Origin of the sequence: Affinundibacterium nitidum, assembly GCF_014284155.1 — a bacterium.
GTDB classification, from domain to species: domain Bacteria; phylum Pseudomonadota; class Gammaproteobacteria; order Burkholderiales; family Burkholderiaceae_D; genus Undibacterium; species Undibacterium nitidum.
Map to the genome: position 1 here is coordinate 1 of NZ_JACOFZ010000014.1, position 15,485 is coordinate 15,485.

The 15,485-nt window shown below is 46.7% G+C and carries 16 protein-coding genes and 2 tRNA genes; 6 read left to right on the forward strand and 12 right to left on the reverse strand.

From position 1 onward, the window contains the following. Positions 1–93: IS3 family transposase (locus H8K36_RS18370; protein ID WP_186916919.1), on the forward strand; the 93-nt coding region annotated here is incomplete at its 5' end. Between the two features lie 83 nt (positions 94–176). Here the strand turns inward: H8K36_RS18370 and H8K36_RS18375 are convergent. From H8K36_RS18375 to argS, 5 genes are all read right to left on the reverse strand, one after another. After that, positions 177–992 (reverse strand): helical backbone metal receptor, encoded by an 816-nt coding sequence (locus tag H8K36_RS18375; protein ID WP_186917987.1) that lies wholly within the window; start codon positions 990–992, stop codon positions 177–179. 2 nt (positions 993–994) lie between these two features. Further along, positions 995–1,774, reverse strand: coding sequence for an SDR family oxidoreductase (locus tag H8K36_RS18380; protein WP_186917988.1), 780 nt, complete (start codon positions 1,772–1,774; stop codon positions 995–997). A gap of 108 nt (positions 1,775–1,882) precedes the next feature. Further along, the gene (locus H8K36_RS18385; protein WP_186917989.1) at positions 1,883–2,584 is read right to left on the reverse strand and encodes a thiol:disulfide interchange protein DsbA/DsbL; all 702 of its coding nucleotides are present in this window, start codon (positions 2,582–2,584) and stop codon (positions 1,883–1,885) included. Between the two features lie 34 nt (positions 2,585–2,618). Continuing rightward, positions 2,619–3,194, reverse strand: a complete 576-nt coding sequence (locus H8K36_RS18390; RefSeq protein WP_329604244.1) for an SPOR domain-containing protein — start codon at positions 3,192–3,194, stop codon at positions 2,619–2,621. A 71-nt stretch (positions 3,195–3,265) separates the two neighbouring features. After that, on the reverse strand, positions 3,266–4,978 hold the full coding sequence (gene argS / locus H8K36_RS18395) for an arginine--tRNA ligase (RefSeq protein ID WP_186917991.1): 1,713 nt from the start codon (positions 4,976–4,978) through the stop codon (positions 3,266–3,268). Between the two features lie 319 nt (positions 4,979–5,297). On the opposite strand from argS, the gene H8K36_RS18400 reads away from it, so the two are divergent. Next, positions 5,298–6,203, forward strand: a complete 906-nt coding sequence (locus tag H8K36_RS18400) for a recombination-associated protein RdgC (RefSeq protein ID WP_186917992.1) — start codon at positions 5,298–5,300, stop codon at positions 6,201–6,203. Positions 6,204–6,339: 136 nt separating this feature from the next. Here the strand turns inward: H8K36_RS18400 and H8K36_RS18405 are convergent. The 5 genes from H8K36_RS18405 to H8K36_RS18425 all read right to left on the reverse strand — a co-directional run bounded on the left by H8K36_RS18405 (position 6,340) and on the right by H8K36_RS18425 (position 10,351). After that, positions 6,340–6,416 (reverse strand) — tRNA-Asp (locus tag H8K36_RS18405). 37 nt (positions 6,417–6,453) lie between these two features. Then, positions 6,454–6,529 (reverse strand) — tRNA-Val (locus H8K36_RS18410). Between the two features lie 167 nt (positions 6,530–6,696). Then, entirely contained in the window at positions 6,697–8,757 is a 2,061-nt protein-coding gene (locus H8K36_RS18415; RefSeq protein WP_186917993.1) for a tetratricopeptide repeat-containing diguanylate cyclase, read from the reverse strand. Positions 8,758–8,922: 165 nt separating this feature from the next. After that, complete coding sequence (locus H8K36_RS18420; protein WP_186917994.1) at positions 8,923–9,705, reverse strand: hypothetical protein; 783 nt, start codon at positions 9,703–9,705, stop codon at positions 8,923–8,925. A 235-nt stretch (positions 9,706–9,940) separates the two neighbouring features. Then, complete coding sequence (locus H8K36_RS18425) at positions 9,941–10,351, reverse strand: GtrA family protein (RefSeq protein ID WP_186917995.1); 411 nt, start codon at positions 10,349–10,351, stop codon at positions 9,941–9,943. A 140-nt stretch (positions 10,352–10,491) separates the two neighbouring features. Between H8K36_RS18425 and H8K36_RS18430 the strand changes: the two genes are divergently transcribed. Together H8K36_RS18430 and H8K36_RS18435 are read left to right on the forward strand one after the other, a co-directional pair. Then, positions 10,492–10,704, forward strand: a complete 213-nt coding sequence (locus H8K36_RS18430) for a SlyX family protein (protein ID WP_186917996.1) — start codon at positions 10,492–10,494, stop codon at positions 10,702–10,704. A 23-nt stretch (positions 10,705–10,727) separates the two neighbouring features. Continuing rightward, on the forward strand, positions 10,728–11,441 hold the full coding sequence (locus H8K36_RS18435) for a glycine-rich domain-containing protein (RefSeq protein ID WP_186917997.1): 714 nt from the start codon (positions 10,728–10,730) through the stop codon (positions 11,439–11,441). On the opposite strand, the gene H8K36_RS18440 is transcribed toward H8K36_RS18435, so the two are convergent. Both H8K36_RS18440 and H8K36_RS18445 read right to left on the reverse strand, forming a co-directional pair. Then, entirely contained in the window at positions 11,438–12,496 is a 1,059-nt protein-coding gene (locus H8K36_RS18440) for a M29 family metallopeptidase (protein ID WP_186917998.1), read from the reverse strand. The genes H8K36_RS18435 and H8K36_RS18440 overlap by 4 nt on opposite strands. Positions 12,497–12,562: 66 nt before the next feature. Next, a complete protein-coding gene (locus H8K36_RS18445) occupies positions 12,563–13,096 on the reverse strand; it encodes a Spy/CpxP family protein refolding chaperone (RefSeq protein WP_186917999.1) in 534 nt (177 codons plus the stop codon). A 265-nt stretch (positions 13,097–13,361) separates the two neighbouring features. Here H8K36_RS18445 and H8K36_RS18450 point away from each other — a divergent pair, with 265 nt between their 5' ends. Further along, positions 13,362–14,084, forward strand: coding sequence for a response regulator (locus H8K36_RS18450; RefSeq protein WP_186918000.1), 723 nt, complete (start codon positions 13,362–13,364; stop codon positions 14,082–14,084). 2 nt (positions 14,085–14,086) lie between these two features. Beyond that, on the forward strand, positions 14,087–15,475 hold the full coding sequence (locus H8K36_RS18455) for an ATP-binding protein (protein ID WP_186918001.1): 1,389 nt from the start codon (positions 14,087–14,089) through the stop codon (positions 15,473–15,475). Positions 15,476–15,485 lie beyond the last annotated feature (10 nt).

The window sequence follows — 15,485 nt, forward strand, 5'->3', positions numbered from 1 at the left end:
GAATACATTCACTACTATAATCACGAGCGAATCAAACTAAAACTGAAAGGGCTGAGTCCTGTTCAATACAGAAATCAGCCCTCCTATGTATAACTAACAAACTGTCCAACTTTTTGGGGTCAGTTCACAAGATTTTTCTTGCAGCCCTTTTTTCATCCTACAAAGTCAGCAGAGCCTCAAGACTCGATCTTCAACGTCGACAAATACTCAAGGCCTAGAATCACACGGCTTCCGTACCAAGACAACATTTCCCCATCGACAAGAATCACAGGCTTACCTAAATCTTGCTGAAGATGATCTGCATGCTGCTGATCGAAGCTATAGGGCTCGGTCGATAACAAGACCAAATCGACCTGCGCCAAACTAGGATCGCGCCAATCAAAACTAGGATATCGCTTTTCGTTTGTTTCACTTTGCCAGTGTGTCCAGCCACGCAAAGCTAACATCTGAGCTATGTAGGTGTCACGACTGACGGTCATCCAAGGATCTTTCCAGATACAGTACAACACAGTTTTTCCTGTCGCGATTGGGTGCTGCTCAAACAATGCCAACTTCTCATCCAGTTGCTCACACAGGACTTTAGCCGCTTGTTCTGCCCGAAAAATTTTCCCAAGTAAGTCGAATAACACGAGATTATCGCGGGGATGATTGGGATGTGTGACGATCACGTTTGGAATAAATTTCGCTAATAGATCAACCGTAGGTTTTTCGTTTTCATCGATATTCACTATCAAATGTGTAGGCGCCAAACCACGAATTTTCTCTACATTGACGTCCTTGGTTCCCCCGACCTTGGGTACTGCTTGAACAAGTTGTTTTGGGTGAATGCAAAAGCCTGTGCGACCAACGAGCCATTTCCCAAGTCCGAGCGCAAACAATAACTCAGTGATCGAAGGAACTAAACATACGATACGTGGTGATGCATCTGGGCCAATGACTTGATGCTCGACGCCAATCGCATCGACGACGCCAGTTGCATGGGATAAGGACATGATCACAACTCCAAATGGCGTGACTTTCGCGGCGCTTTCGAGAACGCATAGTCATAAACAAAATTGGGAAGCGCACGCAAAATTTTTGCGACCACGCCCATTTGCCAAGGAATTACTCGGTAGCTCGTCCCTGCGGCAATCGTGGTTATTGCCCGCTTCGCGAACTTTTCGGCAGGCATCAAGAAAGGCATCGCATAGTCATTAACTTGGGTCATGGGTGTATCGATATAACCCGGTGCGATGGTGACAACCCGAATACCACTCGCTTGCAATTCGACCCGCAAAGACTCGCAATAACTAATGACGGCAGCTTTAGAAGCACTGTATGCGCTCGCTCCCGGCAAACCGCGGATGCCAGCGACACTCGCAATACCAACTAATCGACATTGACTTGGCACAGCGTTTTTTCGCATATGTTCAATGAATGGAGTGAAGGTCGCAACGGTCGCCAGCACGTTGGTCTCCATTACCTTCCGGAAAACAGGAAGGTCTGCACTATCTTCGCTTAAGGTGCCAACCGAAATACCAGCACTTGCGATCACAATATGTACTTCGCCACACACGTGTTGAAATTCCATCGCAGCAGCATGTAGCGCCGCATGGTCATTCACATCGAGACAATAAATTTGATGTAGTTGTGACTGCGGCAATCGATCACGCAGGGCAAGTAAGGCATCCTGACGACGCCCAACTAAACCAAGGCGAGCGCCCCTCTTTGCATATTCGATCGCTAATGCGGTACCCAAACCTGATGATGCTCCAGTGATAAATACGTTTTCCATATCCGACTTTCAACTCATCCAAAATTTATTTACATAAAAAAAATCCGCCACAACGACGGATCTTTCTTTTGACTCTGTTTTGACGCGTGCAACACTACGGGTCCAAGTTTACTTCTTCTTCGGGGTTGCTGCTGTACTCGATGTACTCGCGACTGGGTTTTTTTCTTTGTAGACTTTATCCACCAGGTAGTCCATTACGACCAAACCTGGACGTGGGGTTTTATCAGCTGACCTGATCTTTGCTCCGACTTCAAGTGGAGACACAATGTACTTACCATCAATGATCACTGTTGGGATACCATCAATCTGGTATGCACTCTGAGCCTGTTTTACGCTACGCAACTTGCTGTCCATCGCAAACGCGTTCGAATAAATTTCGAAAAATCGTTTCTTGTCTAGACCATTTTTTTCAACAAACTTCATCACTTCAGCGTCTGTCGAGAGACGGTTACGATCAATATGAAAGGCATTAAAAACTTTCAACTGTAACTCATCGACTTTGCCCATTGCTTCTAGCGTGAAATACAATTTTTGTTGCGTGGTGAGCTCGTGCAAATCTGAATGCATACGCTTAACCACAATTCGGTCACCTTGACGTTTGATCCATTCTTCAAAGTACGGCTCGAAAGCATTGCAGCCAGGGCAAAAATAGCCAAAAAATTCAATCACCTCAACTTTTTTTCCTGCGTTGACAGCCTGCGGTTGTGCTGCGAGTCGATATTCAACTCCAGCTTGTGGTACAACCTGAGCATGCACGTTTAAAACAAAAAAACCGATAGCAGCGACCAGCGAACGACGAATTAATTGCATAGTATTCCTAACCAGAAATTCACAGAAAGTAAGTTTATTTTGCTGAGCGAACGATTGCCGCATCAACCCCATTCTCAGACAACTTACTGCGCATTTTGTTCATTGCGTCCGCATGTTCAAACGGGCCAACACGTACGCGATGCAACGTGCCAGTGTCACCGCTTTTCTCTGTGACATGAGCTTCGATACCAACCAGCGCTAACTTCGCACGGGTGCTATCAGCATCAGCAGCATCCTTGAAGGCGCCAATCTGTAAAAAGTAAATGTACTTATCGTCAGCATCTGCTTTCGCTGCAACCGATGCCGGAGTAGCGTCAGTCGCCTTAGAAGCGCTCGTCGCTTTCACTGGCTCTGCTGCCTTGCTCGCAGCAACTTCTTTAGATGCTTGTGCTACCGCGTCTTTATTGCCATACAGCGGCTTATTCGGGTCCTGCATTTGAGTAACGGGAGCGTCCGCTTTCTCCGACTTTCCATTTTTATTCGTGAATGGCGTGGAGGCCTTATTGATCACCAAGGCAACGATAACCGCAATGCTCAATCCAATAACTAATCCAATGATGAATCCTGTCAGGGTGCTACCTAATTGCTGACGCTGTTTATGTGAAATCATACTCATCCTGTGTTTAAAATTTTCAGAACTATTTTTGTGGCTTCAGCACACAACTTTTATTCAAAAACAATTTACATCTGATTTGGCGCAGAGACACCAATCAAACTTAAACCGTTACGCAGTACCTGACGTGTTGCTAATATCAACGCGAGACGTGCCATCTTGGTTGGCACATCATCGACCAATACACGCTCGGCATTGTAATAACTATGCAGTTCACCTGCCAAGTCACGCAAATAAAACGCAACTTGGTGTGGCCCCAATTCATCTAAGGCCTTCTCCAACATTTCTGGGTACTCGGCGAGTTTTTGCAACAACGATGCCTCACGTGGCGCTGTCAACGGTGACAAGTCCACATCTTTCAATGCATCCAATTCTGTTTCTGACTCACTGTATTGAGCCAACATACGGCAAATACGCGCATGTGCATAATGTACGTAATACACAGGATTCTCGTCTGAATTCGCCAACGCGACGTCGATATCGAATACGAATTCAGTATCCGCTTTACGCGAGATCAAGAAGAAGCGCACTGCATCACGGCCTTTGACGACATCACCACCGCCTGACCATTCGATCAGGTCACGTACCGTGACATATGAGCCTGCACGTTTAGAAATTTTGACTTCCTCGCCATTCTTCATGACGGTGACCATCTTATGCAACACATAGTCTGGATAGCCTTGAGGAATACCGACGTTTACAGCTTGCAAACCAGCCCGTACACGCGCGATCGTACCGTGATGGTCACTGCCTTGGACGTTGATTGCTTGGCTGTAACCACGCTGCCATTTGACGATGTGATAGGCAACATCCGGTACGAAATAAGTGTACGTACCATCCGATTTCTTCATCACGCGATCTTTGTCATCGCCATATTCCGTCGTACGCAACCACAAAGCGCCGTCTTGCTCGTAGGTTTTTCCCGCTTTGATCAAGGCCGCAACAGCGGCTTCTACTTTGCCATCTGAATACAACGATGATTCGAGATAATAGTTATCGAACTTCACGCCGAACGCTAATAAATCGATATCCTGTTCGTTACGTAAATAGGTCACAGCAAATTGGCGGATCGATTCAATATCGTCAGCATCGCCACTACCTGTCACAGGCACACCATTGCTCGCAGAAACAGTCTTTTTGTCCAAGAAATCTTGGGCAATTTCAGCAATATATTCACCGTTGTAAGCAGACTCTGGCCATTCTGCATCACCTGGTTTAAAGCCTTTTGCGCGCGCTTGAACTGACAACGCTAAGTTACCAATCTGCACACCGGCATCGTTATAGTAGAACTCGCGTGTGACTGCAAAACCCTGTGCTTCTAACAAAGCAGATAAAGCGTCGCCCAAAGCACCTTGACGACCGTGACCGACGTGTAGCGGGCCAGTTGGATTCGCTGATACAAACTCAACGATCACTTTCTTACCGTCGCCTTTGGTGCCCTTCCCGAATTGCGCTTGTTGCTGCAAAATCGTTTTAACCACCGCTTGTTTCGCGGAGGCAGTGACTCGCAAATTAATGAAGCCAGGTCCTGCCAACTCGGCGCTTGCAATCAACGAATTCTGCTGCACTAACAAAGCATCGACGATGGCTTGAGCTAATTCACGTGGATTCTTCTTGAGTGGCTTCGCAATTTGCATCGCGATATTACAAGCGATATCACCGTGAGTTGGGTCACGTGGGCGCTCCAAGGCAATCACAGGATTAAGTTCAGTACCTGCAATGATTGGCGCAACAGCCAACTTCAGGGCTTCGAGAATGTCTTGTTTTTGCTGAGCTAACATGGCTTTAAATCTGTTCTAAGTTGAGGCACGCTGCATTTGCGCGCCAGCTGTCAATAAAATGATCTGACATTATACCTCTTGCACACTATGAAATTGAGCCTGCCCAACGTCTGCCATCGGTTTTTCACTGCTTTCAGCACCGTCGTCGGGAATCCCTCGCTTTATTCATTCAAAATCGCTGAACTTAGACACATTTCGAGGACTTTAGATACGACAGTAACCCGTACCAGTTTGAAAGTAACAAAAACCCGCAAGAAGCCGCAAAAGCTTGATCACAAACGTGTAGAATGAGCCGCTTTTGCTTCTCATTGGATTGCACATGTGGTTTAAGAATTTACAAGTTTTCCGCCTTCCTGCCCCTTGGAAGGTCGATGTTGAACAATTGAATATGCAATTAGCTTCGCAATCATTTGCGAACGTCGGCTCCAGCGATATGCAGAGTGAAGGCTGGGCCTCGCCGCGCAATAATGATCGTTTAGTGCATAGCGTTAATCAGCAACTCCTACTCCTACTGCAGACTGAGAAGAAATTATTACCTTCTTCGGTCGTCAATCAAGTTGCCAAAGCAAAAGCCAAAGAGTTGGAGGAGCAACAAGGCTTCGCTCCAGGACGTAAAGCAATGAAAGAGCTCAAAGAACGCGTGACAGATGAACTCTTGCCACGCGCTTTCGCGATTACACGCCAAACTTGGGTATGGATAGATCCAGTTAATGGTTGGTTAGTGATTGACAGCTCAAGCCCAAGCAAAGCAGATGAAGTTATCAAGCTGCTTCTAAAATGCGACAAAATTCCACTTGAAAGCCTACGCACCAAGGTCTCACCTGCCACAGCCATGACCGACTGGTTAGCAGGTAACGAGGCACCGAAAGGTTTCACCATCGACCAAGACACTGAGTTGCGCGCCCACACAGAAGACAAAGCGACCGTGCGCTATGTTCGCCATTCCATCGATCCTGATGACGTGCAACGTCATATCGCGTCTGGCAAGCAGTGCACCAAATTAGCAATGACTTGGGACGACAAGATTTCTTTTGTTTTAGCTGAAAACTTAGCAATCAAACGCATCAAGCCGCTCGAAATTTTAAGTGAAGACAAGGAAAGAACAGCAGATGAAGACGAACGCTTCGATGCTGATTTCGTCTTGATGACATCGGAATTGGCGACGATGCTGGACGATATCGTATTTTCGCTGGGCGGTGAATTAGCCGACCCACTGGCCGCATAAACGAAGCGAGTCGTCGATCAAAGCCGGGTTCGCCCGGCTTTTTTTATATCGAAACGCACTCAAACGAAGAAAAAGGCGCCAATTGATAATGAATAGACGAAAAAAAACGCGCCTTAGCGCGTTTTTTCTTACAACTTGGCGGAGCGGACGGGGCTCGAACCCGCGACCCCCGGCGTGACAGGCCGGTATTCTAACCAACTGAACTACCACTCCGTTTTATAAACGTTTTTGTATTTTCACAGCTATTTGATGGTGGGTGCTGAGAGGCTCGAACTCCCGACCTACGCCTTGTAAGGGCGCCGCTCTACCAACTGAGCTAAGCACCCATAATTCATTGCTTAGTTCAAATAACTGTTCGTTTTGTCACCAACGAATACAGAAACAAGATTATAGGAGAGACTTTGGGTTTTGTCTAGGGTCTTGCCCGTTTTTTCTTCAATTTCGATTGCCAAGATTGGAAAATTAGTAATCAATTACGAGTTTTACCCACTGATTATTTCAAGGTTTCCGCTTTCGGGCCATGCACAATTACCACTTCAACCATATCGTTCTTGATGGCAGCCGAGAAATCTTGATCCAAAACCGGCAGCACCACTTCGGCTGGCTGCAGCAAGGAAATCAGTCCATAAGCACGATTACGCCCATTAACTTTGCCGAGATACAAAGCCATATCAGCGAACTGCATCGCTTTTTCCCAATTACATTGCTGCTCAGACACACCAGAGAATGGCAAGGAAATATAACCCGCACTTACCGTCACAGGAATAGTATGGCTTCCCACAACCACTGGCGTTGAACCAATTGAACGCAATACCCGCTCAACCATGGGCGTCAGCTGCGTCGGTCGCGTGCGCGGCGAATAAATCAAGAATTCCTCGCCACCCCAACGCATCGTTTGATCTGAATCGCGCACAGCACTACGCAAGCGTTTGGCCACTTCTACTAAAACGGCGTCACCGGCAGCATGCCCCCACGTATCGTTAATGTGCTTAAAGTGATCGATATCCAAAATCATTAAGCAATCAGGATTTGAACCATCACTCTCTCGCCTATCGTTCTCAATATTATCACCACGCGTTTTCATCAACTCTAAGAACGAACGTCGATTATGCAGGCCAGTGAGGGGATCGCGAACAGAATGGAATTCCAGTTGTTGATTCACTTCCTCCAACTTTGCATTGGTTTGCTTCACCTTGCGATATAACATATAGATGAAGATACCAACGAAAATAGTAACTGTTGCGCCAAGCAAAGTAATGATCTGCTGAAGCCGACCATTTTTTAAATCTGCATCTTTGATCTGGTTTTCGCGTGCCAACAACTCAATTTGTTTTTGGCGCTGATCAGCGTCGAATTGTTCCTGCAAGGTCGCCACTGTTTTTGCTCGATCCGCACGGAAGACTTCATCGCTTAATTTTTGTTGTTCGCGTGTGTATTCGAGTGCCTCCCTATACAATTTTGCGCGTTCCAACATGCGTCCGATCTCGCCCACGGTAGCTTCAATGTCAGCCTTATCACCCATTTCTCGCGAATGCGCCAAAACCGGATTCAAGTACTCCATTGCTTGGTTGATCTTAAATTGACCGCCGAGAGCAAACCCAATATTCGCTTTGGCGTTGTAAATCGCAGGCTCATCATTGATATCTGTTGCTTTCTTCAACGCCTGGCGTGCGACTTGCTCAGCCTTCACAAAATTATGGGTCCGCAAATACAAATCTGCGATATTGCTCAAAGTGAGCGCCTCAAGCCGAGGCAAATTAGCGTCTCTTGATGATTGCAAGGACCGCTCATAAGCGACTAAAGCTTCTGGATATCGTTTTAATTCGGCCAGTGCCATAGCCTGTGTTTGTCTCAAATTCGCACTAATTCGAGGAGAGTTGACTTGTGATGTCAGTGCTAGCGCTTCGCTAACAACCACCAAAGATTTCTCCGGATTCTGCATCGTAAAGTACATCGAGGCAAGCGAATCTAATCGTCGAATTTTTGATAAGGTTCGATGCTGAGTCAGTTGATCAGTGAGTCTCAATGCAGCCAAGTTATGGGCTAGCGCCTGATCGAACTTACTCGCGGAAAGGTAGAGGCCTGTGTAGGCTATTTCCAAGCGGATTGCGTATTCAACCCTTTTGGTGGTTTTCAAGACACGCGCAATTTCATCTAACTTCGCGATTGCGGCTTGCATCTTACCGCTGTCCCGCAACGTGTAGGCATCAGCAATACTCAACAGTGCCAAAGTTTCAAGGTCATTCCTGCGTTGCGCAAGATCCTTAATCTGAGCGACACTAGCATCACTTTGCGCTGTATCGCCCGCGTCTCCGTAGGCATGTGACAGTTCGAATAAAGTGTCAATTCTCAACTGATAATCGACGTCTGCGGGCAACGTCGAATAAAATTCTTTTAACTGTTTAAGTGCGGCTTGATTGTCGCGCTCTAATAAAAGTTGAATTGCTTCTAATCGAGCTGCATCTCCACTTTGATCAGCCAGAGCGAATGGTGCGCAGCTAAGCGCACTCGACAACATGAAACTGAGGAATAAGTGTTTGCCTGTCTTTGACATAGAGTGCCTTTAGTTCACCTGCAAAGGAAGATAACAAAGCCTTCTGATTTTAGAAATTAGCGCTGATTTTTGAGCTCATCTTAGCACTGAGTGGGTCTATTGCAAAAGCATAATTGCGACGCTTTTCACCTCTAAATCAGATTCAAAATGTAGTGTAAGGCTGGATCAAACAGAACTCGCATCAGACAAATAGATTTTTGACATTGGAACGGCACTCTCCATCACGATTTGCAGCGCCAATTCCGGGTCGATTAGCCCCTTACTTGCAAATAAAATCTCTTGTACCGCAACGCCGAACAATACCGGCCAGTCCCCCGGCTTTTGACTGTAGCGCTGAGCGAGTGGAAATAATTGCGGCCATAAATATTGAACGTAACTAATAGGCAATTCTTTGGCTTTGTGGACGGCGGGTATCCTAGGCACCCCAAAACTAGATTGACCCAAGGTGTCAGTGACGTGTCTGAAAATATCATGTAAATCGATCAAGCGCTGCAGTCCAACCTTCTGAGATGCACCAGAACTCAAAGACCAAACCGAATACTTGCTCTCGGCCAAAGGCTTATTGAGCAAATCACCAAAGAAATAACTCACCCCATTTTGTTTACTATTGACGACGATAAATACGTCTTTTTCTAGGCGCCCTTGTTGATGCACAAATTCTTCTCGCACACTGATTTGACAGGCGTAACCGGCAATCGCTCCCAAGGCGCAGAGAAGTGACTCAAGATGAATACCCTTCTCGCTCGACATCGCAGAAAACAACTTTGCAGCGACTTCTTTACCGCCTTTTTTCACGCCAAATAGTGGGTCGGCGCTCTTTGTTTCGACTGCTGCGATGCTCATATCCACAGCTACCGGCGTCCTTGATGGCGCGGCGGCGGGCGTAGACTTCGCTTCATCCTTGCCGGAAGCGAGCTCAACTAAACGTTTTAACCATTGAATTGCCACCTACGGATCCTCTGTTGAACAACGCATCTGCGTCTTTAAGCATTTGGGGAAGTGCTCTCAAAGACCGAATGTAACAGAGAGTACCTACGTCGCAATGGCGACGTGTAGGTCGAGATTGTGCGCACCTAAATTTTACCCGATTCCATTCAGGCTGCCAGCATACCAGCTGGGTCGCCGCTCAGATATAAGGAAAATGCAACAAATTCCCAGCATTCCAGAATATTTCGCACAAAGATCAAGATTGCTCGGTTCTTGCTTTAAAAGCCCATAATTTGCTGCCACCGAAGTTCCAGCAAAGTCCAATACCAGTTGTAATGACCTGCGCATACCAATGCCACCATAACCAATGTTCAACCATCAAGCTCATTAGGCCATAGTTGAGACACCAACCGATCCCTAATACAGTAAAGTATTTACTTGCAGCCTCTAAGTGCGACTTTCCGCTAGAAAAAGTTAAGAAATAATTCAGGATATAGTTGACGACCGAGCCAAGGATATAGCCCACGGCAGAGCCAATGACTGCTGGCGACTTTTGAAAAATGCTGAGCTGCCACATTACAGCACCTTGTATCGTGAGATATTGGACCGCTGTCCCTGATAAACCCACCGCGGCAAATTGAATAAACTGTTTCAAGTGGGGATTCATGATTGGTTATGGCTCTCGCAGGACAAAGACCGAAATTATACTCCTGGCGCTAAACATGCCATTTCATCTTTAATTTATATTTCGTACAAGTGGTGGTGCTCAGTTAGAATCCCATTCACTCTAGCCAACTTGGAAAAGCTATGTCCAACGAAGAACGCATCATTGATCTTGAAATTCGTCTTGCACGTCAAGATGATTTACTCGATACCTTAAATACCCAAGTCTATCAGCAACAAAAGAAAATCGATGAGCTCGAAAAGTTATGCACCGCTCTAGCCGGTCGATTGCGAGAAGTTGCAGTCGCTGCGAATCAAAGACAAATGCCTATCGACGAACGCCCTCCGCATTACTAATATTATGGGGTAGGGAGGTCATCATGCCAGTGTTCTTAAGCCTGTTAGTCGTCGGTTCTAGCTTAGTGAGTTTCGTTTTCTGGTTACGTTATCAACGTAGCCAGCGGGCTGATTTCATCCGGACTTACATGTTCCCACCTGGCCTGCTCGATAAGTTGGCACAACGGCGCCAAGATTTGCATCTGAAAGACCGTCAGCTTGTCGCACGTGCCTTGCGTCAGTATTTTTTGGTCTACCTCAAAAGCGGACTTAAACCCGTTGCGATGCCCTCCCAACTCGTCGATGATTTATGGCACGAATTTATTCTTTACACTAGGCACTACCAACAGTTTTGCAAGCAAGCGTTTGGTCAATATATGCATCACACTCCCGCTGCAGTTTTGAGCGAAAATCGACGCAGCAATGATGCTTTGCGTCGCACATGGTGGTATGCCTGCCTTGAAGAAAATATCAATCCACAGCGAGCCACGCGCCTTCCGCTGTTATTTGCGCTTGATGCCAAATATAATTTGAGTGACGGGTTTTACTACCAAGCAGATTGCAGTGCTCTAAGAGCAAATGGCGATGGTACTGCCTATTGCGGAGGCGATTTTTACAATGGCAGCAGCTCTGATAGTGACTTTAGTTTTCCATTTAGCAGCGACGGCAGTCATCACAATTCTGGCGACAGTAGTATCGATAGCGCTGACGGTTCAGGCTGCAATGGGGGTTGTAGTGGTGGCTGCGGGGGCGATTAAGCAACCCACTTTCCATCTTTGAAAACTTGATGTTCACCCAAGATTACCGCTTCCGTTACCGCGAAAACATCGACATGATATTTTCCATCGCCGCGCTTGAAATTCGGTTTGCCATAAATGCCATGCTTCGCACCTAATGAAAGGTGAATGCCACACATCCTCTCGTATGTGCCGATGTCACGAACCAATCGATCTCGATTGAAAGATCGATTTAATCCGAAACCCAATTCACGTAACCAAACCACCTGTTCATCGGCTTTGATCTTCGCAATTACTTCATCGAACGCAGGGGTCGAATCCAAAACGTCTACGACTTGGCCTTTTTCGATGACTAGAGTAATGGGATGTTCAGGCTTGTTAACGGAAAAGCTAGTATCACCAAACACGAAAATACGCACTTTCCCACTGACGGCCTCTAGATCTTTTGCTTCGGTAAAAACTTCACCGATGGGGAATTGGCCACCCCAATTTTTCATATCTTGATAGTCGCCAATGTTCAATTTAGCATCTTCAAAAGAAGAAGCGAACACCAAATGTGCACCTTCACCACTATCAACGACGCCATGACTTGCAGTGTCGATCTTCTCTTTCAAACGACGCCCTACACCTCGATAATAGTCTTCGTCATAGGCTAACGAATCAATATATAGAAGAGCTTCATCACCAGGCATACGTCCAAGGTGGGGATGCTCAATCACTTTCAGATCTCGCTTAAACAACTCGACACGGATACGGTAAGCATCCATTCGAAAGTTCGTCGTTTGCACCAACACCACTAAATCACCTGCTGAGAGAGGGGCAAGCGTCGCCAGCACCTGCTCTGGCGTATTCGCGTCAAAGTCAATGAATTGGGCATGAGGCAAGACATTTTGATATGCCAAACTCAGCGCATGAGAAAGATCACAACGCTGGTCATACACAACGACCGCTTTCGCGCTTGAATTATGTTGAAAACAAATACGAATGACGTCCTTTAAATGACGGGTGGCGGTTTGTATGGCGTCCGCCGGAAGCGCGGTGAAACCTAATTCGACAGAGTTTGGAATGTTAGACATACGAAAAGCAGAAATGGAGGTGGCATAAACCAAACCTCCATTTTATAGGATACCGCTGATCGCGCCTTATTTCTTCGGCATATTATGATCCATATCATGGCCACCATGACCATCACGCTCCATCATCCCACCATGGCGCATCATTTTTGCCCGGCGATGCATGCGCTTATGCATATCATCGAATGTCTTCTGCTGCTCCGGGCTCAATACCGTATAGAACGCTTTCATTGCGTCGAGATGCTTCTGCATGATGACCATCCGAGCCTTCGAGTGTTCCATTTGCTTTTCCATCATCGCAGGTGCTGACAAACTCGACATCGCTTGATGATCGAGACGCTCACTCATCATTCTTGGCATCCCTTGAGCACCTGCTTCAGTGAATGTTTTCCATGCGCCCTCTTGTTCTGGCGTGATCTTTAACTTATCGTGCATCATCGCATGATGCTTTTCCATACGCTCTTGCATACGTTTTTGCATTTTGTCCGCTCTTTGAGCCTGATCAGGCCCAGCCGCTTTTGCCGGAGCCTGCGCATAGACACTTGAAACTGCAACACCCATAGCCAATAAAGCCAACACCAAACTTGATTTAATCGTCTTCATGATTTCTCTTCCTTTTCTCAGTTTTGATCGTATCCTAGTGAATCATTGTAGAACTTGGACCACTAAGAATGTGCGAACACATGGGACAAATAATGCGCTTATTTGTATTACAGCAAGTGTCAATTGTTTACAGTGCTGTATCGAGGTGTAACTCTAGAGGCGATTCACGGGTCTGATGTTTCGTATTGTTTCAATCAAGGATTATGATAACAAGTCGATACAAAATCGCTGCTCACACAACAGCTAGATCACAGATAATGAAAACATGGAACAGCAAGCTACTATCTTAATCGTTGACGATGACCGTGAAATTCGCACTTTATTAGCGGATTATCTTGAAACCCACGGCTACGCGAGCCAAATTGCGGCCGATGGCACTGCTATGTGGGCGATACTCGACAAACATCCAGTTGACCTTCTGGTGCTCGATTTGAACCTTCCCGGTGAAGATGGCCTCAGCTTGTGCCGCAATTTACGCGCCAAATCGAATTTGCCCGTGATTATGCTCACGGCACGAGGTGAACCTTTAGATCGCATCCTAGGACTAGAAATGGGGGCAGATGATTATCTGCCCAAACCTTTCGAGCCACGTGAACTGTTAGCCCGGATTCGTAGCGTCTTGCGCCGCGCCCAAGCCAATCCTAACCAACATGGTGACAGCGCACCGCAAAAATTACGCTTTGGCGATTGGACTTTGGATTTAGTAGCACGTCATTTGATCAGCCCCGACAATATGGTGATTGCGCTTTCTGGTTCTGAATACCGTCTTCTTAACATTTTCTTAGAACACCCAAATGATGTTCTCAATCGCGATCAATTACTCAATATGACTCAGGGGCGGGATGCAGATCCTTTCGATCGCTCAATCGACATTCAAATCAGTCGCCTACGTCAAAAATTACGGGAAGACGCACGCTCTCCACAAATCATCAAGACCGTTCGCAATGGCGGTTATGTTCTCACTGTCAATGTCAGCGCGGAAGTCTAAGTATGAAATGGCAAAATGATCCCCGCGCATCGCGACTTAACTCTATTTCCACTCGAATTTTTGCAATTCTCATTCTTGGTGTGTTAGCCGCGGCAGCGTTAACCTGGTGGTTCGCTTTTGGCGAACGGCAAACGACACTGAGTCATGAACGCAATAGTTTCCGGATCGAGCGGGTCAAACACACTGAACAATTGATCCGTGCTTTGGAGGCGCTACCGGCAGAAAACCGCAGTGATCTTCTCAAAAGCATGCCACGCTTGGGCCTGCAAATCAGTACAGCTAAACCTGAAAAAAACAACTACGTGCCTAGCGCACCTTATGCTCAAGCGCTCATTGAACGGCTCGAAGAACACTACCGTGTCAACGCACTGAGCCCAAGTGTAGAAAATTGTTTTATGCGCCCTGACAGTGATCGCACAACCGCAGAGCCGTGCGAAGCGCTCTTGATCGAGCTCAAAGACGGCGTCACCTTAAAGCAAAGTATTTCTCCACCTCGTGCGCCGACGCCGCCGATTCAAACCGAAACCCTATACTATCTGGGAATTTTTCTAAGTTGCGTCGCAGGGTTGGCTTTTTTTGTATCACGAATGACGATCAAGCCATTACTAACCTTAGCAAAAGCAGCTACTGAGCTCGGACAAGACATCAATCGTCCTCCCTTAATCGAACGCGGCGCCAGTGAAATTTTGCAGGCGACCCGCGCCTTTAACTCAATGCAAACCCGGATTCGCAACCACATCCAACAAAGAACTCAGATGCTGGCAGCGATCACCCATGATTTGCAAACGCCGTTAACTCGCCTCCGTCTGCGCTTGGAGAAAGTGGGAGACCAAGAGCTACGCGACAAGCTCATCGGCGATCTATCAAGTATGCAGATGATGGTAAAAGAAGGTCTCGATTTAGCTCGAAGTATGGACACTACTGAGGAACTACGTCCACTTGATATTGACTCATTACTTGACAGCATTTGTGCTGATGCCGCCGATGCTGGTCATAATATCGCGTTACTTGGCAAATCAAATGCGACCATCTTAGCGAGACCACAAGCATTAAAACGCTGTCTCAACAATTTGATCGACAATGCGATGAAGTATGGCAATTGTGCTCAAGTTGAAGTCGAGAGATCTGACGACAAAAATCGTGCGACGAATACCAAGTTCATCAAAATATTCATTCGCGATGAAGGACCAGGGATTCCAGAAGACCAATTACTACGAGTCTTTGAACCGTTCTACCGCATTGAGACCTCACGCTCGCGCGAAACTGGAGGGACTGGCTTAGGATTGACGATTGCGCTCAATATCGCCCGTCAACATAATGGCAATTTAGTAGTCAAGAACCGTGCAGGAGGTGGTCTTGAGGCTTGCTTAAGTTTGCCAGTTAAAGCTTAAACAAGCCTTG